This is a genomic window from Nocardiopsis sp. TRM 82005 (assembly GCF_056312425.1).
On the sequence record NZ_JBWDTQ010000009.1, the window covers coordinates 56,397 to 75,244 of the forward strand.

Here is an 18,848-nt window from a genome sequence, read left to right on the forward strand (position 1 = left end):
CGGGAGGAGTGCTTCGAGGGCTCAGCTCAGCCAGCCGAAGCTCTTCTCACTGGGAACGGTCGGCTTGTACTCCAGGCCGACGAGCCCGTCGTAGCCCGCGGCCTGGGCGGCGCCGAGGAGTTCGTCGATCGGCAGGCGCCCGCTTCCGGGCTCCCCGCGTCCGGGGGTGTCGGCGATCTGGATGTGCCCGAACTCGGCGGCGTGGTCGCGGACCACCGCCGCGACGTCGTCGCCGTTGACCACGAGGTGGTACAGGTCCGCGAGCAGGGCGACGTTGTCGACTCCGGCCTCCCGGGCCTCGGCCACGAACGCGAGTCCGTCCGCGGCCGTCGTGAGCGGGTAGCTCTCGGCCCCGCTGATGGGCTCGATGAGCACGGTGCCGCCGACCCCGGCCACGGCCCGGGCGGCCGCGAGGGTGTGCTCCAGGGCGATCCGGTCCTGTTCGGCCGGGTCGACCTCGGGCTGGCGCAACCCGTAGAGGGCGTTGAACCCGGTGGCGCCCGTGCGCTCGGCGATGCGCGTCACGACGTCGATGTTGGCCCGGAACTCCGTGCTGCGCGAGGGGTGTGAGAGCACGCCCCGGTCGGGCCCGGGGAGCACGCCCGCGAAGAAGTTGAGGCCGGTGAGGCGGACTCCGGCGGTGTCCAGGGCCTTGATGAAGGCGTCGATCTCGTCCTGGGGCGGGATCGGGCTCTCGAACGGCCACCAGAACTCGACGGCGTCGAAGCCCGCCTCACGTGCTGCCCGGGGGCGCTCGTGGAGTGGGAATTCGGTGAACAACAGGGAGCAGTTCACCGTGTATCCGAGGGTGTGACTCATGCCTTGCCTCCAGCTCATACTTTCGCATTGTGGAAAGTAGTTTTCGCTTTAAGGAATAAATGAAGTGTGAGCCAGCCCTCCCGGCTTGTCAACCACCCGTCGCGCACCCCGCGGCGCCATCCGCCCGACACGCCGGCACCATCCACCGCGGATCACGCCTCGCGCCCTTGGTGCGGAGATACGGATCTTCCTGGTACGACGGCACGGATTCCCTTGCTTCCAGACGATTGCGCCAAGGGTGTTGACAAGGTCACACTGCTATCAACTAGAGTCCCTCCAATCCGCAATACGGAATTATTTATCTGATCTACGAAATCTCGGGGGCCCTCCACGGTTCGCCGGCCTACGGGCCGAAGACCGCGGGAGCCCGCCGGGCCACGGGAGAGCACATGCCCGAGACCACCCCGGAGGAGCGGGCGAACGGACCCGATCCGGGTCTGGACCGCCTGAACAAGCTGCCCGAGGAGGACCTGCGCGCCCAGCTCGCGCAGTGCCTGAACGTGGACCGCTGGGGCGAGGCCCTCGTTTCCGAGTCGCCCTTCTCCGACCGGGCCGTCCTGTTGGAGTCCGCCGACAGGCACGCGCGCTCGATCACCACCGAGGAGGTGGCCACGGCTCTGGCCCGCCACCCCCGCATCGGGGAGAAGGCCACGGGCGAGGACACCGAATCCGCCTGGTCGCGCGGAGAGCAGTCCGCCTTCGCCGCGGACACGGACGACGCCTCCGCGCGTGTGCAGCGGGTCTTCGCCTACGCCCAGCGCGAGTACGAGGACAGGTTCGGGCAGATCTACCTGGTCTGCGCCAGCGGCCGCTCCAGTCACGAACTCCTGGCCGACCTGGTCGGACGCCTGTCCAATGACCGCGAGACCGAACTGCACGTGGTCGGCAACGAGCTGCGCAAGATCGCCGGGCTGCGCCTGGTCAAACTCCTGGAGGACGCATGAGCCATGTGACCACCCACGTACTCGACGCCGCCCTGGGCCGTCCCGCCCGTGACGTCCCCGTGCGGCTGGAGGCCACCGCCGGCAGCGGCCGCGGTTCCTGGGAGACCGTCGCGGAGGGACGCACCAACGACGACGGACGCGTACCCGACCTGGGACCCGACCAGCTCACCGCCGGGTTCTACCGGGTCGTCTTCGACACAGCGGCCTACTTCGACGCGACCGGCCAGCGCGGGTTCTACCCCGAGGTCGCCATCGTGTTCGATCTCGCCGACGAGGACACGCACTACCACGTCCCGCTGCTGCTGAGCCCGTTCGCGTACTCGACCTACCGAGGGTCCTAGGGCATGCGGGCGGCCACGATCGAAGGGAGCAGCTGACAGGAGAGGTTTCGCAGCCAAGGTGTGACACCTGAATCTTCGAGTGCGCGACAGGTCCTTCCGCATGACCACAGCGGTCCTCCCTCGTACGCACGGCGCGCATGCGCGAACGATGAGACTTCACGCATCCACACGGATGGAGTTCACCCTGATGGGCATCCGACTCGGAGAGAACCAGTACGGCAAGGCCGAGGTCCGCCTCGTCCACATCAACCGCGATACCGACGTCCACCGGATCAAGGACGTCAACGTCACCTCCCAGCTGCGCGGGGAGCTGGAATCGGTCCACACCGTCGGCGACAACGGCACGTGCCTACCGACCGACACCCAGAAGAACACCGTCTACGCCAAGGCCCGTGAGTGGGGCGGCGTCGGCACCGTCGAGAACTTCGCCCTGAACCTGGCCCGACACTTCGTGGACGAGCACTCCTACGTGCACGGGGCCCGCCAGGAGGTCCACGAGTACTCCTGGGACCGCATCAGCACATCCGACGGCCCGCACGACCACGCGTTCTCCCGTCGGGGCGCCGAGACCCGCACCACGGTCGTCAACAAGGACGGCGCCCAGGAGTGGGTGGTCTCCGGCTTCGAGGGCCTGTCCGTGCTCAAGTCCACCGGCTCGGAGTTCCACGGCTACCCCAAGACCAAGTACACGACGCTGCCGGAGACGACCGACCGCATCCTGGCCACCGACGTCACCGCCCGTTGGCGCTACGTCGGCGTGGACCACGACTTCGACAGCGCCTACGCCTCCATCCGCGCCCTGTGCCTGGAGGCCTTCGCCCGAACGCACAGCCTGGCCCTGCAACAGTCCCTCTACGAGATGGGCAGGGTCGTCCTGGAGGCTCATCCCGAGGTCGCCGAGATCCGGTTCTCCATGCCGAACAACCACCACTTCCTGGTGGACCTGTCCCCCTTCGGCCTGGACAACCCGAACGAGGTCTTCTTCGCCGCCGACCGGCCCTACGGCAAGATCGAGGCCACCGTCGAGCGCGATGACGCCCCCGACGCCGGGGACGCCTGGAAAGCCGTACCGGGCTTCGTGTAGCCCTCCAGTCCCCGGGGCCCGCTCGTGCGTGGCCGGGCCCCGGACCTTCTTCCCCGCAGCCGGGGTCCTCCCCGGCCTGCCCGTCACGGCGGGCTCTCCCGGCCTCGGCGAGCCCGAACCATGGGCCGCCCGGCCGGTGCGACACCACCGGGCCGCGTGCCCGAGAACCCGGCCCCCTCCCGGGTGGCCGCCAAGCGCAAAGGCTGGAAACTGGCCATGTCGAACAGTCCGTCCGCGAAGGACTCGGCCACAACGAACGCCTCATCCCCCGCCCGACCTGAGGACGAGAAGCTGCCCGTGCGGCTGCTGCTCGTCTACGGGCTCCAGCACATCCTGACCATGTACGCCGGTGCGGTGGCACCGGCCCTCGTCGTCGGCGCCGCCGCCGGACTCGCGAACGACCCCGCCGCCATGGGCATCCTCGTCAGCGGCGCACTCCTGGTGGCGGGCTTCGCCACGCTCCTACAGACCGTGGGCCACCGGCGCGTCGGCGCCCAGATGCCGATCGTGGTGGCCTGCTCCTTCGTCCCCGTCAGCGCCATCACCGCGCTCGCCGCCGGGCAGAACGGTGAGAACCTGCCCGTCGCCTTCGGCGCCTCCCTCGTCGCCGGGCTCTTCGCTCTGGTCCTGACGCCGTTCTTCGGGCAGCTCGTCCGCTTCTTCCCCCCGATCGTCACGGGCACCATCATCACCGTCATCGGCGTCAGCCTGATGCCGGTGGCCGCACGGTGGATCATGGACGGCGCCACCCACACCCTGGAGGACGGCTCCTCCGTCCCGGCCGCGCCGCCGGCCAACCTCGCCCTGGCGGGGGTGACCCTGGGGGTCATCCTGGTCGGCTCCCGCCTCTTCCCCGGCATCTGGGGGCGGCTGTCCATCCTGCTGGGCCTGCTCATCGGCACCCTGGTCGCGCTGCCCATGGGTATGGCCGACTTCAGCCGGGTCGGCGAGGCCGACATCGTGTTCGACCCGACCTCGGTGTTCTACTTCGGCGCGCCCAGGTTCGAGCTCGCCGCGATCATCACCATGTGCGTCATCATGCTCGTGGTCCTGACCGAGGGCGCCTCGCACATCATCGCGGTCGGTGAGATCACCGGCTCCAAGGTGGACGCCAAACGCATCTCCGCGGGCCTGCGCGCCGACGTGAGCGGCTCCCTCATCGGACCGGTCTTCGGCGCTACCCCCACCAGCTCGTTCGCACAGAACATCGGCCTGCTGGCCCTGACCAAGGTGCGCAGCAGGTACGTGGTCGCCACCGGCGCGGGCATCCTCGTCGCCCTCGGACTGTTCCCGGTGCTCGGCGGCGTCATGGCGGCCATCCCCACACCCGTCCTCGGCGGGGCGGGCCTGGTCCTGTTCGGCAGCGTGGCCTCCAGCGGGATCAAGACCCTGGCCAAGGTGGACTTCACCAACAACCTCAACCTGGTGCTGGTGGCGGCCTCCATCGGCGTGGCGGTCATCCCGCTGGCCTACCCGACCTTCTACTCCTACCTGCCCGAGTCGGTCGAGCTGGTCGCGCACTCGGGCATCATCGGCGCGGCCGTCGTCGCGATCGTGCTGAACGTGTGCTTCAACGTCATCGGCCGCGGACGGGACACCGCCTCCCCGGACGCGATCGACACCGAGGAGATCGGCAGCGCCGGTCCCGGCGAGGCCAAGTACACCGACCAAGCGGAGGCGACCTACCAGGACAGCGGCCCCGGCGTCCCGGAGAACCCCCGGCACTGACCACACCTTCCCGGGGCGGGCGGCATACGGGTGCCGCCCACCCCGGGTCCGGTCGGCGTGCGCCGCTGGTTCCACCGACACAGGCAGTGCGAATACAGGTGTTCCGTCAAGAGAAACCGAATGGTATTCCTGGGAACGTGACCGACTGGGATCTGCGCAAGCTACGCGTCCTCCGTGCCCTGGAGGAGTTCGGGACCGTCAGGGCCACGGCGGAGGCCCTGAACATGACCCCCTCCGCCGTGTCCCAGCAGCTCTCCTCCCTCTCCCAGCAGGTGGGGGTCGCGCTGCTGGAGGCGCAGGGGCGGCGGGTCCGCCTCACCGAAGCGGCGCACGCCCTGCTCCGGCACACCGACATCGTGCTCGCCCAGCTGGAGCGGGCCGAGGCCGAACTGGACGGCTTCGCCCGGGGCCAGGCCGGGCGCGTACGCGTCGGCGCCTTCGCCACAGCCATCCCCAGCCTCGTGGTCCCCGCGCTGGACACGCTTCGGCGCGAGTACCCCGGCCTCACCACGAGGGTGCACCAGGCCGAGGCCGCCGAGGTCTACGACCTGCTCTCGGCGGGCGAGATCGACATCGGCCTGTCGCTGGCCGCTCAGGCCCCGAACGGCCACGACGGCCGCTACGACCGGCGTGAACTGCTCACCGACCCCCTGGACGCGGCCCTGCCCGCCCACCACCGCCTGTCCTCCTCCCGTGCGCTGCGCCTGCGCGAGCTGGCCGAGGAACCCTGGATCTACGGGGCGTCGGGGCCCTGGCGCGACATCACCGTCGCCGCCTGCGCCCAGGCAGGTTTCGCGCCGGAACAGGCGCATGTGGCCTCGGACTGGCGGGCGATCCTCGACATGGTCGCGGCGGGTATGGGCGTCGCGCTGGTCCCCCGGTTGGCCGCCGCGGACAACACCCCGGGCGTCAGCCTGCGGGTCCTGCACTCCGACCAGCCGCGCCGCCATGTGGTCTGCGCGGTGCGTTCCGGCTCGGGCGAGCGGCCCCAGACCGCCGTGGTGCTGCGTGCCCTGGCGGACACGGCTGCCAGGCTGGGCGGTACTATTGTTCACCTCAGCTGAACAGACTGATCGTAAACTTTCGCTAGACGTAACCGTTCACTCTTGGGACTCTGGGAAACGTCCGATGAATCCACATCCCAGGAGAGACATGAGCGGGGCTCAGCCCATCGACCCACGTGCCTACAACGCCCAGCCCTACACGGGCGGTGACCCCTACGCCGACTACCGCCGTACCGAGCTCGACCTCTCGACCCTGGTCGACCTGGCCGACCGCCGTCTGGGCGCCGGTGTCGTCGCCGCCAACGACGAGTTCTTCGCCCACCGAGAGAACCTGCTGCGGACCGACCCGGCCGTGTTCGACCCACACGCCTTCGGGCACAAGGGCAAGGTCATGGACGGGTGGGAGACCCGCAGGCGCCGGGGAGTAAGCGCGGAGCAGCCGCACCCGACCGCCGACGACCACGACTGGGCCCTGGTCCGCCTCGGCCTCCCCGGCCTGGTCAGGGGCGTCATCGTGGACACCGCGCACTTTCGCGGCAACCACCCCCGCGAGGTCGGCGTCGAGGCCACCCACCTGGCGGGCACTCCCACCACCGACGAGCTGCTCAAGGCGGAGTGGACCGAGATCGTCCCCCGCACCCACGTGTACGGGCACGCCGCCAACGGCTTCACGGTGGAGACCGAGCGCCGGTGGACCCACCTGCGCCTCAAACAGTTCCCCGACGGCGGCATCGCGCGCCTGCGCGTGTACGGCGAACCCGTCCCCGACCCCGACTGGCTGACCGCCCTCGGCGGCTTCGACGTGGCCGCCCTGGCCAACGGCGGTACGGTCGAGGACGCGTCGGACCGCTTCTACTCGTCTCCGGTCAACATCATCTCCCCCGGACGCTCCCACAAGATGGACGACGGCTGGGAGAACCGCCGCCGCCGCGACACCGACCACGACTGGGTGCGCTTCCGACTCACCGCCCAGGCCTCGGTCCGTGCGCTGGAGTTGGACACCTCCTACTACAAGGGCAACGCCGCGGGCTGGGTGACCGTCCTCGGCAGGGACGCCCACTCCAGCACCCCGGACGAGTGGTTCGAGATCGTGGGCCGCACCCCGCTGGAGCCCGACAGCGCCCACCGCTTCGTCCTGGACTCCCCGGTCACCGCCACCCATGTGCGCACCGACGTCTTCCCCGACGGCGGCATCGCTCGGCTGAACGTCTTCGGCTCGCTGACCGAGACCGGCACCGCCGACCTGCGGCGCCGCTGGAGCGCCCTCGGCGGCTGACACCCGGGTAACGCGACGGCGCCCTCCGCCCGACCCGTCGTCGCGTTACCGGGTCCACCCGTACGCGCGGGTCCGGGGCGTGTTCGACGAGCACGCCCCGGGCTTCACTACTCCCGGACCAGCATCCGCCCCGCCGGACTGCCGTGGTCGACGTCCTCACCGCGCAGGACGGTGCGGCGCACACGCCCGAACAGCTTCGCGCCGTCGTAGGGGCTCACCGGGTTGCGGTGCCGGAGTTCACGCACGTCCACCCGGAAGGACTCCTCCGGGGCGACCACCGTGAAGTCGGCGTCGTGGCCGGGGGTGAGTCCCCCCTTGCCGCGCAGACCGGCCACCCGCGCCGGACCGGCGGCCATCCACCGCACCACGTCCTCCAGAGACATGCCGCGGCTGCGCGCCTCGGTCCACACCGCCGGGAAACCGACCTGGAGCCCGGACACCCCGCCCCAGGCGGCACCGAAGTCGCCGGTGTCCAGCTCCTTGAGCTCGGCGGTACTCGGCGAGTGATCGCTGACCACGCAGTCGATCAGCCCCTCAGCGAGCGCCCGCCACAGCAGGTCGCGGTTGGCGGAGTCGCGGATGGGCGGGCAGCACTTGTACTGGGTGGCCCCAGCCGGCACCCCCTCGGCCTCCAGCGTGAGGTAGTGCGGACAGGTCTCCACCGTCAGCGGCACGTTGTCCGCCTTGGCCTGGGCGATCAGCGGCAGCGCGGAGGCACTGGACAGGTGCAGCACGTGCGCCCGTGTCCCGGTGGCCCGGGCCACCTCGATCACCCGGGCGATCGCCTCGTTCTCGGCGGTGTCGGGCCGCGAGGCCAGGAAGGCGGCGTAGTCGCGCCCCGCCGCGGGCGGCGCACCGTCCAGGACGGCGGGGTCCTCGGCGTGCACGATGAGGCGTCCGCCGAACTCCCCGATCGCCTCAGCGGCCGAGAACAGCTCCTCCGGGGACAGGTGGCCGAACTCCTCCACCCCGGACGGGGACAGGAACGACTTGAACCCGTACACCCCCTCCTGCCAGAGCGCGGCGAGCTCCTTGGTGGCGCCGGGGCGGCTGTTCTCGGGCACGGCACCGCCCCAGAAGCCCACGTCCACGGCGAGCCTGCCCTCGGCGGCGGCGCGCTTGGCGTTCAGCCCGTCGACGGTGGTGGTCGGTGGCACGCTGTTGAGCGGCATGTCCACCAGGGTGGTGATCCCGCCCAGGGCGGCGGCGCGTGTGGCGGAGGCGAAGCCCTCCCACTGGGTGCGGCCCGGCTCGTTGACGTGCACGTGGGTGTCGACCAGCCCGGGCAACAGAACCTCGTCGTCGGCCAGGACGATCTCACGGCGAGCGATGAGGGCGGCGTCGTTCCCCGCCAGGACGCTGACGACGCGCCCGTCGAGCACTCCGACGGTGACGGGGCGCTCTCCCTCGGGGGTGACAGCGCGGCGAGCGCGGACGGCGAGATCGTGTCGTGTCATCGGTCCTCCTGTCCGACGCGTCGGCTGGCCAGGGCGGCGAGCGTCCCGGTGTCGGTTCCGGCGGCCTTCGCCACCTCGGCCTCGTCCAGCGCCCCGCAGCGTATCCCGCTCACCAGGGCGGAGGCCAGGGCCTGGGCGGTGGCGGGCTCGTCCAGCACTCCCCCGGCGACGGCGCCGAGATAGGAGCGCAGGCGCGCGGCCGCGGGCTCGAAGGCCTCCCTGTAGAAAACGTAGGTGGCCAGGTACCGGGTGGGCAGCTGGTGCGGGTGCAGGTCCCAGCCCTGGTAGAAGCCGCGCTCCAGGGAGCGGCGGACCAGGGAGGCGTGCAGCCGCCAGGCGGCACGCACCTCCTCCTCCCCGCCGACGGGCAGCACGTTGGTGGAGCCGTCCGAGAGCCACACCCCGGTTCCGGCGGCGGCCACCTGCATGACGGCCTTGGCGTGGTCGGCGACCGGGTGGGCCATGCTCTGATAGGCGGCGGTGATCCCGCATGCGGCGCTGTAGTCGTAGGTGCCGTAGTGCAGGGCGCTGACACGGCCCTGGCCGGCGTGGATCATGCGGGCGACGGCGACCGTGCCGTCGGGCAGCAGGACGGACTGCGGGGTCTCGATCTGCAGCTCGAACCGCAGCCGGCCCTCGGGCAGGTCCAGGCGCTGCTCCAGCTCCTCGGTGAGCCACACCATCGCCTCGACCTGCTGCACGGAGGTGATCTTGGGCAGGGTGATCGCCAGGCCGTCGGGAAGGGCCCCGTTCTCCTCCAGGAGGGTGTGCAGGAACAGGGCGAGGCTGCGGGTACCGCGCGCGCGTCCGGCGGCCTCCATGCCCTTCATCCGGACGCCGAACCCGGGCGGTGCCTCTCCCGCGGCGAGATCGGAGCACAGGGCCCGTGCGGCCGCGACCACGTCGCGGTCCTCATCGTCCCCTCGGTCGCCGTAGCCGTCCTCCAGGTCCACGCGCAGGTCCTCGACGGGTTCGAGGCGGAGCTTGTCCCGCAGGCGGGGGAGGACCCCGGCGACGGCGGCCTCCTCCACACCGGTGGCGGCGGACAGGGCAGCGGCGTCGGGCGCGTGCTCGTCGAGGCAGGACAGTGCCGCGCGGCCCCACTCCCGGGCCAGACCGGGCCGAATCCGGTCCGCGGGAACGTAGACGGTGTGTACGGGCTGCCGTTCGCCGGAAGGCCCGGGGTAGTCGAGGGCGAGCCGGGCGTCGGCGTCGGCCAGACGCGCGTCCAGTCCGGCGGTGAGCACGTCCAGACCCAACTCGGGATCCCTGCGCGGGTTCTCGGACCGGTCCTCTTCCACGTGTGCATCCTCTCCCCTAGTTTTTCCTATCGCGGATACTAACTTCTGCTATCCGGAATAACAAGAAGCACAGGGGCGTCCAAGAAACCGGGACGGAGCTTCCCGGACGACCAAACCACCGCCGCCCCACGTGCTATAGAAGAAGTGATGTCGAGAACCGCCCTCGCATCCGCGAAGGTAGGATCCGAACCCACGGCCCTCAGCATGGGAGCGCAATCATTGTCAGCCCCACAGACCCCTCTACACCCCGATGAACAGGGCAAACGCGAACGCCCCAGCGGTGTGCAGTCCCTCGACCGGGCCTTCTCCCTGCTGGAGATCATGGCGGACGCGGGCGGCGAGACCTCGCTGAGCCAGCTGGCCGACTCCTCCGGCCTGCCGCTGCCGACGATCCACCGCATCATCCGGACCCTGGTCGGCAACGGATACGTACGCCAGCTTCCCTCGCGCCGCTACGCGCTGGGACCGCGTCTGATCGGCCTGGGCGACAAGGCATCGCAGATGCTCGGTACCTGGGCCCGCCCCCACCTGGCGCAACTGGTGGAAGACCTGGGAGAGACGGCGAACCTGGCGATGCTGGACGGCGACAAGGTCGTCTACGTGGCGCAGGTGCCCTCACAGCACTCCATGCGCATGTTCACCGAGGTGGGACGGCGCGTACTGCCGCACTCTGCGGGTGTGGGCAAGGCCCTGCTGTCCCAGCTCACCAACGGAGAGGCACTGGCCACGCTGCGCCGCACGGGCATGCCCGCCGCCACCGACCGCACCATCACCGACCCCGACAAGTTCATGACCGAGCTGAACCGGATCCGCTCCAACGGCTTCGCCATCGACGACGGTGAACAGGAGATCGGTGTGCGCTGCGTGGCCGTCCCCCTCATGGGGGCGCCCTCGGGGATGGCGGTGTCGGTCTCGGGCCCCGAGGCCCGGGTCAGCTGGGAATTCGTCGACCGCGCCGCCCCCATCGTGCGCCGCTGTGCCTCCGTGCTGGCCACCGACCTCAACAACCAGACCTAGGCCGCTTCGCCGGCACAGGCGAAAGCGTCCGCAGAACGCTCACGCGCGCGGCCGGTACGGGGACGCCCGTACCGGCCGCCGTGCTTCCGGCAGGTCTACGTCTGCTGGTCGAAGCCCAGTCTGCGCAGCTGCTTGGGGTCGCGCTGCCAGTCCTTGGCCACACGCACCCGCAGGTCCAGGAACACCCGCTGGCCCAGCAGGGCCTCGATCTGCTTGCGGGCCCGCGAACCCACATCGCGCAGCCGCGAACCCCTTGAGCCGATCACGATCGCCTTCTGGCTGGACCGCTCCACGTACAGCGACGCGTAGATGTCCACCAGCTCCTTGCCCGGGCGGGTGTTCTCACGCTCATACATCTCGTCCACGACCACCGCGATGGAGTGCGGCAGCTCGTCGCGCACGCCTTCCAGGGCCGCCTCACGCACCAGCTCGGCCACCAGCATCTCGTCCGGCTCGTCGGTCAGGTCGCCGTCCGGGTACAGCGGAGGCCCCTCCGGCAGGTGCGAGCACAGCACGTCGGCGACCGTCTCCAGCTGGAAGTCGCCCTGGGCGGAGACCGGGACGATGTCGGCCCACTCCCCCAGCTCGTCGACCGCCATCAGCTGACGGCCCACGGCGTCCCTGCCCACGAGGTCGGTCTTGGTGACCAGCGCGACCACGGGGGTGTTCGTCTGCTCCGCCAACTCCTTGGCGATGTAGGTGTCTCCCCGTCCGATCGGCTCGTCGGCGGGCAGACAGAACGCGATCACGTCCACCTCGACCAGGGTGGACCGCACCAGCGAGTCCAGCCTCTCGCCGAGCAGGGTGCGCGGTTTGTGCAGGCCGGGTGTGTCCACGATGATCAGCTGCGCGTCTGGCCGGTGCACGATCCCGCGCACCGTACGACGCGTGGTCTGCGGCCGGTTGCTGGTGATCGCCACCTTCTGCCCGACCAGCGCGTTCATCAGGGTGGACTTGCCCACGTTCGGGCGGCCCACGAAGCATACGAAACCGCTGCGGAAGCCCTCCGGGTAGGAGGGCATCTCCAACGGCACCCGCAACTTCTCCAGGTCGAGCTCGTTCATCGATCCTTCTCAGTGCCGGGTGATGCTCGCGGGCGCCCCGTCGGGGGCGGCGATCACCACTACCTGGGTCTTCAGGTCGTCCGCCACCGCACGGTCGTCCTCGGTCAACTCCGTGGCCTCGGTAACGACCACCGCGGCCTCCAATGCGGAGGCCTCGCCGGAGACGGCCGCGGCCACGGCGGCCTGGAGCGCGCTCAGTCCCAGCGAGGGCAGCGACACCGTCGTGGCCACGTACGTGCGCCCGGTCTCATCGCGTACCGCCGCGCCCTCCGCCGCCGCGTTACGGGCCCGCGAGGCCCGCGCGAGGGTGATGAGCTTGCCGTCCTCGGGACCCAGCTCCATCGTCTCCGTCACTGTTCCATGCTCCTCACATCATCGTTCTCGGCCTGCGACGCCTCCTCGGCGTCGTCGGGCAGGCGCTCCACCAGGACCGTGGTCATCCGGTTCCGGCGGCTGCTCTTGCCCTCAAGGGTGAGCCTGAGACCAGCGTATTCGGCCTGGGCCCCGCCAGCCGGCACCCGGCCCAGCACGAACGCCACGAGCCCGCCGACGGTCTCCACCTCCGGCACGTCCAGGTCCCGGTCCGGGAACAGCCCGTCCAGCTCACCCAGCGGCAGGCGCGCGGTCACCCGCACCCGGTCGTCGTCGAGCCAGTCCACCGGTGGGATCTCGTGGTCGTACTCGTCGGTGATCTCACCGACGATCTCCTCCACGATGTCCTCCAGCGTGACCAGGCCCGCGGTCCCCCCGTACTCGTCGATGGCCACGGCGACGTGGTTGCGCTGCTTCTGCATCTCGCGCAGCAGCTCGTCGATGGGCTTGGTGTCGGGGACGTAGGTCGCCTGGCGCATCACGTCCCCCGCGGTGAGCGGCACGTCGCCCTCACTGCCCGCGGCCGCCGCCCAGCGATCGCGCAGCCGCTCCACCAGGTCCTTGAGGTAGACGATGCCGACCACGTCGTCCTCGTCCTCGCCGGTCACCGGGATACGCGAGTACCCGCTGGTCAGCGCCAGGGCCAACACCTCGTCGGCGTCGTCCTCACGGCTGGTGAACACGATGTCGGGGCGTGGCACCATCACCTCGCGCACGGAGGTGTCGTCGAGCTTGAACACCGAGTGGATCATCTCGCGCTCCTCGGGGTCGATCACGTCCCCCTGCTCGGCCAGGTCGACCAGCTGACGCAGCTCCACCTCGGTGCTGAAGGGGCCTTCACGGTCGCCCTTGCCGCGCGGGGTGAGCGCCCGGCCCGCCCCCACGAGCAGCTGGGCGACCGGACCCACCACGACCTGGACCGGGTAGACGACGGACGCGCTGACCCGCGCGACCTGCCCGGAGAACTGGCGGCCCAGGATGCGCGGGGCGATCGCGATCAGCACCGACTCCACCACGACCATCGCCACGGCGGTCAGCGCCAGCGCCGGCCAGCCCAGCCCGAGCAGGAACACCATGCCCACGGCGGCGGCCAGTACCGCGCACACCTCACACACCACGCGCAGGAACAGCAGCACGTTGAGGTGGCGGGTGGGAGCGGCCGCCACACGCTCCCAGCGGCGGTCGGCCCGGGCAGCACGCTCGGCAGCGCTTGTCTCGGGCAGACCCACGGACATGACACGCGTGACGGCCACCTCCGCCGACACCAGGAAGCCCGCGACGGCGGTCAGTACGAAGGCCACCGCGAAGGCGGTGAGCCACTCGACGGGCTCCCCCGTGGTCAGCGGAGCGACGTCGGGCCATTCCGACGGGCTCATCGGCTGTTCTCGTCCTCCTCGGCCCCGGCCGCCTCGCGCTCACGCCAGGCGGCGAGGATCTCGCCCTGCAAGCCGAACATCTCCTTGTGCTCGTCGGGCTCGGCGTGGTCGTAGCCCAACAGGTGCAGGATGCCGTGGGTGCACAGCAGGTCGATCTCTGCCTCAGTGCTGTGTCCGGCCTTCTCAGCCTGGCTCTCGGCGACCTGCGGGCAGATGATCACGTCACCGAGGACCCCCGGCTCGCTCGTGCGGCTGGGGCCCCCGGGACGCAGCTCGTCCATGGGGAAGGAGAGCACATCAGTGGGGCCCGGCTCGTCCATCCACCGCACGTGCAGGTCGGCCATCGGCTCCTCGTCCACCAGCACGATGGACAGCTCGGCCAGCGGGTGGACGCGCATGGCGTCGAGCACGTGCCTGGCCAGGCGGGAGAGCCTCTCCTCGTCCAGGGCGGTGACGCCGGACTCGTTGGCGACGTCGATACTCATCGGTTACGGCTGCCTTACTTGGGGTCGCGGCGGCCGGGCGACACGCCCGGCCGGTGGTACGGCGCACCCGAACGGCACGCCCGTGGCAACCGAACCGGTGGGTCCGCACATGACGGGGCCCACCAGTTCGAATGCTCTAGCTCAGTCTGCCTGCTCCTCGGCCTCGGCGCCGCCGGCGTCCGGCTCCGCCGGGGCGTCGGCGGGGCCGCGCCGCGCGGCCCCGCCCCGGGAACGGCCGCCGTTGGCGGGGCCCCGGCGGTCCCCCCGGGAGTCGCCCTGGGCCTCGTCGTAGCGGCCGTAGGCGTCCACGATCTTTCCGACCAGCTTGTGCCGGACGACGTCGTCGCTGCTCAGGCGGCAGAAGGCGATGTCGTCGATGTCACGCAGGATGTTCTCGATGGTGCGCAGCCCGCTGGTCTGCCCGCCGGGAAGGTCGACCTGGGTGACGTCACCGGTGACCACGATCTTCGAGCCGAAGCCCAGCCGCGTGAGGAACATCTTCATCTGCTCGGGCGAGGTGTTCTGAGCCTCGTCCAGGATGATGAAGGAGTCGTTGAGGGTGTTGTGCGTGAGCAGGAAGTCCTCTGTGACGTAGAGGGAGTCCTGTGCCGCCACCTGGATGCAGACGCACTCCTCGGTTCCGGCGGGCTCGATGGAGTCGAAGAAGCGCGTCGGACGGCTCTCACCGGTGGCCCGGTACCCGTCCGCCTTCCGCTTGAGCCGGAACGGCGCGATGCCCTCGGGCAGACGGAGGCTGAGGATGTGCTCGCCCTGGCGGCGGGGCTCCCCGCCCTCGGCCCGGCCTGGCTGCCCCTCCGCCCCGCGCGCACTGGCGTACGCGACGCCGCCGAGGGACCGCACCAGGAAGCTCACCGCGCGGCTCAGCCCCGCCGAAGCCGTGCCGTACCGGATACGACCGGTACGGCCGTCCTGGGGCGCCGGTCCGCCGTCCGAGTCCAGCAGGCCCTGCAACACGGCGAGGCGCGCATCCGCCGAGCTGTACAGGTAGGGGTCCGGGACGAACTTCGTTTCCGGAGTGGTTCCGTCCAGGCCCAGGTCCCGCACGATCGCGGTCACCGGGTCGGCGACGGCGGTGACGCTCCCCGGCCGCCCCTGGTGGTCGACGGCGTGGTCCGGCGCCTTCCCCCGGTCCGCCCGGGCCCCGGGGACGAGGGCCTCGAACGCTTCGGCGAGTTCGGGCTCCTCTGTGAGGAGGCTCGGCGTCGTCGAACCCGTGAGGCAGCCGTCGCCCAAGAGCAGACCCAGGGCGTAGGGGTCCATCGGAAGGTCCCGCTCCGGGAACTCCACGGGCTGGCTGAGCAACGGAAGCTCGTACTCGTGGTGGCGGCCGCTCTCGCGGATCTCCTTCGCCGTGAGCACCTGGTGGGGACCGTCCCGCCCGGTGCCGTCCTGGGTGCGCACGGACCAGAGGTGGTCCTCCGAGCACAGGGTGGAGGCCCCGTCCTGCGCGGTGACCCGGTAGACCGCCTTGCGTCCTTGCGGGTAGACCCCCAGGACCGGAGTCGGCTCGCCGTCGGACCCGACGACGAGGTCACCGACGGCCAGGTCGCCGATCGGCCTGTACCCCTCCGGGGTCAGGACGTCGGTGCGCACCGGCTGCGCCCGCCCGCGCATGTAGGCCAGGGGCGCGACCTCGATCGTCCCGGCCGCCATCAGCTTGGGGATGGAGTCGGGGTCGAGCATGTCGTGCAGGGCGTCGTACAGCGGACGCAGGTAGGGGTCGATCTTGTCGTAGAGGCTGCCGGGCAGGAAGCCCAGCCGCTCTCCCGCCTCCACCGCCGGACGGGTCAGGATGATCCGGTTGATCTCCTTGTCCTGGAGCGCCTTGACCGCCTTGGCCATGGCCAGATAGGTCTTGCCGGTGCCCGCGGGACCGATGCCGAACACCACGGTGCGCCGGTCGATGGTGTCGACGTAGCGCTTCTGGTTCAGCGTCTTGGGCCGGATGGTCCTGCCCCGGTTGGACAGGATGTTGGTGGTCAGCACGTCCGCGGGCCGCTCCGAACCGGACGAGTGCATCATGTGGACCATGCGCTCGATGGTGTCGGGGGTGATGTGGGTGCCGCTCTTGGCGAGTTCGATCAGTTCCTCGACGAGGCGGACCACGGCGGTGGTCTCCTCGGGGGTGCCACTGATGGTGAACTCGTTGCCGCGCACGTGGATGTCACTGTCGAAGGCCCGCTCCAGCGCCCTGAGGAGTTCGTCTCCCGAGCCCAGCAGGCTGATCATCGTGTGCTCGTCGGGCACCACGACCTTGACCTGTGTGTCCCGCGGCTGGTGCGTGTGCGTTGTCTCGGACATGGTGTGGCCTGGCGGCCGCTGTCCCTACCCTTCGATCGGGCGCCTTCCCGCGCCTGCGGGCGGCGCGCCTCGTGGACGGTCCCTGGCACCGCGGACGACGGCGCCTGGTCGGGCTCCTCCCCGGTGTTTCCAGCGGTCACACCAGACCCTCGAAGCCCACAACCCCGAGTCTACCAAGGCATCCGTACCCGCCTCGATCAATTATCCCGGGCGGGGAGGGGCCGCGCCGCAGGCACGGTAACTACCCGGGAGGCCAGTTCAGGCCACGGCCGCCGAGCAGGTGCACATGGAGGTGGGAGACCGTCTGACCGGCACCGCTGCCGGTGTTGAACACCAGTCGGTACCCGAAGTCGGCGACGTCCTCGGCGGCGGCCACCTCGTGCGCCTCGCGGACGATCTCGTCGATCAGGCCGGTGTCCGCGGCGGCGGCGTCAGCGGCGGTGGGATAGTGCTCGCGCGGAATGATCAGCACGTGCGTGGGCGCTTGGGGGTTGATATCGCGAAAGGCCACCGTGCGCTCGCTCTCGCGGACGATCTCGGCGGGCACCTCCCCCTTCACGATCTTGCAGAAGAGGCAGTCGTCCTGGGCCATCGATAACCTTTCCGTCTGTGCGGCCGCCGCGGTGGCCACCGCTTCGGGGCTGTCCGGGACCATGATGCCGCAGGCGACCCGTGGACGGAGCACCGAAGACGGCCTTTTCGTGATCTTTTGGAAGCCGGTTCTGCATTGGCTCGCGTTCCAGTCGCGATAGGCTTTCCACCCATGCGCGTCAGGTCGTCGGCTCCGTCCAGCCCCGACCGAGTTCCCGCGTGTTCGGATTGAAACGCACGTCTACCTGGAAAAGAAGAGGTATGCCCTTTCGTAAACCCCGCGACAAGGGTGTGCGTCAAACTGACGTGACGACAGAAACCATGGTGGCCGGGGCCACCACGGCTCCGCTCTCGATGGAGTGGGACGCCGACCACGCCGTGACGGAGCTCTACAGAGAGCATTACCGCCCGCTTGTTCGGCTTGCCTCTCTACTCGTCCGCGACCACGCGACCGCGGAGGAGGTCGTTCAGGACTCGTTCGTCGCCATGCACAGCGCATGGCGCCGCCTGCGCGATCCGAACAAGGCCCTGTCCTACCTTCGTCAGGCCGTGGTGAACAAGGCCAGGTCCGTACTCCGCCACAGGGCGGTCGTGGAGAAGCACGCTCCCAAGGCCCTGCCTGACGCACCCAGCGCCGAACACGGCGCACTGAACCTGTTGGAGCGCGAAGCCGTCATCCGCGCTCTGCGCAAACTACCCACCCGTCAGCGAGAGGCCATCGTGCTCCGGTACTACGGCGACCTGTCCGAGGCACAGATAGCGGATGCCATGAGGATCAGCCGGGGCGCGGTCAAAAGCCACACGTCCCGCGGTATCACCGCGCTCCGCTCTGTTCTGGAGCAGACGACATGACCAGCCCGACAGATCCGACGAACGACCCGTTCGAAGAGCAGCTCCGTCAACTGCTCAAAACCGAGGCCGACACGGTCAAGACCTCGCCCGAGGCGTTGAACCTGATCCGGGAGCGCACCGAGCGCCACCGCGGTTCGGCCTGGTTCGGCCTGCCCTGGCTACGTCCCGCGCTGGCAGTGGCGGGAGCCGCCCTGATCGCCACGTCCGTGATCATGTCCAGTCCCCAGGTACGCGACCACGTCCTGGAGATCGTCCCCGCGGGAGCGGACCGCGAGGGCGCACCCGCCGGGCAGGAGCAGAGCGACGACGACGTGGCCGCTCCCGACCCCTCCACGGACTCCGTCGACGGCACCACCCAACCGGAGCAGGTGCCCCCGGAGGAAACGGCGACCTCGCCCAGTCCCGAGGTCGAGGAGGAGGTATCCCCCTCCGAGGAGGACCTCGAGACCGCCTCCGCGTGCCCGCCTCCCGAGGAGGGGCCCTCCCCCGCGGCGACCAGCGCTGAGGACGGGAAGGAGACCGCCGCGTCCGCCGACGAGGGCTGCGAGCCGGCCGAGGATCCCAGCACCGGTACGGGTACCGGTGGCGGCAGCGGCGACGATGACACCGGCGCAGACGACGGCGAGAGCGACGGTGGCACCGGCGGGGACCGCGATGGTGATGACACCGGTGCCGGCGACGGCGAGAGCGGCGAGGACACCGGCAGCGACGACGACAGCTCCGACACCACCGACAGCGACACCAGCGGTAAGTCGGAAACCGGGGGCTGAGCCCCCTCACACGCGTCAGAGGCGACCCCCGGACCCCGTTGAGGG

At 70.3% G+C, this 18,848-nt stretch carries 17 protein-coding genes and 2 pseudogenes; 9 read left to right on the top strand and 10 right to left on the bottom strand.

Annotated elements, in window-relative coordinates; translation table 11 throughout:
* Positions 1-21: 21 nt before the first annotated feature.
* A complete protein-coding gene (locus tag AC0T5L_RS06375; protein ID WP_476164436.1) occupies positions 22-819 on the bottom strand; it encodes a hydroxypyruvate isomerase family protein in 798 nt (265 codons plus the stop codon).
* A gap of 389 nt (positions 820-1,208) precedes the next feature.
* Here AC0T5L_RS06375 and uraD point away from each other — a divergent pair, with 389 nt between their 5' ends.
* The 6 genes from uraD to alc all read left to right on the top strand — a co-directional run bounded on the left by uraD (position 1,209) and on the right by alc (position 7,196).
* On the top strand, positions 1,209-1,763 hold the full coding sequence (uraD, locus tag AC0T5L_RS06380; RefSeq protein WP_476164437.1) for a 2-oxo-4-hydroxy-4-carboxy-5-ureidoimidazoline decarboxylase: 555 nt from the start codon (positions 1,209-1,211) through the stop codon (positions 1,761-1,763).
* On the top strand, positions 1,760-2,104 hold the full coding sequence (gene uraH, locus AC0T5L_RS06385; RefSeq protein ID WP_476164438.1) for a hydroxyisourate hydrolase: 345 nt from the start codon (positions 1,760-1,762) through the stop codon (positions 2,102-2,104). The genes uraD and uraH overlap by 4 nt, the downstream gene beginning before the upstream one ends.
* Before the next feature lie 187 nt (positions 2,105-2,291).
* Complete coding sequence (gene pucL / locus AC0T5L_RS06390; protein WP_476164465.1) at positions 2,292-3,188, top strand: factor-independent urate hydroxylase; 897 nt, start codon at positions 2,292-2,294, stop codon at positions 3,186-3,188.
* Between the two features lie 216 nt (positions 3,189-3,404).
* Positions 3,405-4,916 (top strand): nucleobase:cation symporter-2 family protein, encoded by a 1,512-nt coding sequence (locus tag AC0T5L_RS06395; RefSeq protein WP_476164466.1) that lies wholly within the window; start codon positions 3,405-3,407, stop codon positions 4,914-4,916.
* A 137-nt stretch (positions 4,917-5,053) separates the two neighbouring features.
* Positions 5,054-5,980 (top strand): LysR family transcriptional regulator, encoded by a 927-nt coding sequence (locus AC0T5L_RS06400; RefSeq protein ID WP_476164439.1) that lies wholly within the window; start codon positions 5,054-5,056, stop codon positions 5,978-5,980.
* Between the two features lie 88 nt (positions 5,981-6,068).
* Positions 6,069-7,196, top strand: a complete 1,128-nt coding sequence (gene alc / locus AC0T5L_RS06405) for an allantoicase (protein WP_476164440.1) — start codon at positions 6,069-6,071, stop codon at positions 7,194-7,196.
* Between the two features lie 107 nt (positions 7,197-7,303).
* Here alc and allB read toward each other — a convergent pair whose 3' ends face one another.
* Together allB and AC0T5L_RS06415 are read right to left on the bottom strand one after the other, a co-directional pair.
* On the bottom strand, positions 7,304-8,653 hold the full coding sequence (allB, locus tag AC0T5L_RS06410; protein ID WP_476164441.1) for an allantoinase AllB: 1,350 nt from the start codon (positions 8,651-8,653) through the stop codon (positions 7,304-7,306).
* The gene (locus AC0T5L_RS06415; RefSeq protein ID WP_476164442.1) at positions 8,650-9,954 is read right to left on the bottom strand and encodes a DUF6986 family protein; all 1,305 of its coding nucleotides are present in this window, start codon (positions 9,952-9,954) and stop codon (positions 8,650-8,652) included. The genes allB and AC0T5L_RS06415 overlap by 4 nt, the downstream gene beginning before the upstream one ends.
* Before the next feature lie 282 nt (positions 9,955-10,236).
* Between AC0T5L_RS06415 and AC0T5L_RS06420 the strand changes: the two genes are divergently transcribed.
* Positions 10,237-10,971, top strand: a complete 735-nt coding sequence (locus AC0T5L_RS06420; RefSeq protein WP_476164467.1) for an IclR family transcriptional regulator — start codon at positions 10,237-10,239, stop codon at positions 10,969-10,971.
* Between the two features lie 95 nt (positions 10,972-11,066).
* On the opposite strand, the gene era is transcribed toward AC0T5L_RS06420, so the two are convergent.
* The 7 genes and pseudogenes from era to AC0T5L_RS06455 all read right to left on the bottom strand — a co-directional run bounded on the left by era (position 11,067) and on the right by AC0T5L_RS06455 (position 17,182).
* Entirely contained in the window at positions 11,067-12,035 is a 969-nt protein-coding gene (gene era, locus AC0T5L_RS06425; RefSeq protein ID WP_476164443.1) for a GTPase Era, read from the bottom strand.
* Between the two features lie 9 nt (positions 12,036-12,044).
* Positions 12,045-12,389 carry a cytidine deaminase gene (locus AC0T5L_RS06430; RefSeq protein WP_476164444.1) on the bottom strand — a complete coding sequence of 115 codons (345 nt, stop codon included), beginning with the start codon at positions 12,387-12,389 and terminating at the stop codon, positions 12,045-12,047.
* On the bottom strand, positions 12,386-13,783 hold the full coding sequence (locus AC0T5L_RS06435; RefSeq protein WP_476164445.1) for a hemolysin family protein: 1,398 nt from the start codon (positions 13,781-13,783) through the stop codon (positions 12,386-12,388). The genes AC0T5L_RS06430 and AC0T5L_RS06435 overlap by 4 nt, the downstream gene beginning before the upstream one ends.
* On the bottom strand, positions 13,780-14,268 hold the full coding sequence (gene ybeY, locus AC0T5L_RS06440; protein ID WP_476164446.1) for an rRNA maturation RNase YbeY: 489 nt from the start codon (positions 14,266-14,268) through the stop codon (positions 13,780-13,782). Before ybeY ends, AC0T5L_RS06435 begins: the two co-directional genes overlap by 4 nt.
* Positions 14,269-14,409: 141 nt before the next feature.
* Positions 14,410-14,829 (bottom strand): annotated as a pseudogene (locus tag AC0T5L_RS06445) (PhoH family protein); the annotation flags it as partial.
* Positions 14,830-15,891: 1,062 nt separating this feature from the next.
* A pseudogene (locus tag AC0T5L_RS06450) lies at positions 15,892-16,590 on the bottom strand (PhoH family protein); the annotation flags it as partial.
* A 241-nt stretch (positions 16,591-16,831) separates the two neighbouring features.
* A complete protein-coding gene (locus AC0T5L_RS06455) occupies positions 16,832-17,182 on the bottom strand; it encodes a histidine triad nucleotide-binding protein (protein ID WP_476164468.1) in 351 nt (116 codons plus the stop codon).
* Positions 17,183-17,502: 320 nt separating this feature from the next.
* Here AC0T5L_RS06455 and AC0T5L_RS06460 point away from each other — a divergent pair, with 320 nt between their 5' ends.
* Entirely contained in the window at positions 17,503-18,033 is a 531-nt protein-coding gene (locus AC0T5L_RS06460; RefSeq protein WP_476164469.1) for a SigE family RNA polymerase sigma factor, read from the top strand.
* Positions 18,030-18,803 (top strand): hypothetical protein, encoded by a 774-nt coding sequence (locus AC0T5L_RS06465; protein ID WP_476164447.1) that lies wholly within the window; start codon positions 18,030-18,032, stop codon positions 18,801-18,803. The genes AC0T5L_RS06460 and AC0T5L_RS06465 overlap by 4 nt, the downstream gene beginning before the upstream one ends.
* Positions 18,804-18,848 lie beyond the last annotated feature (45 nt).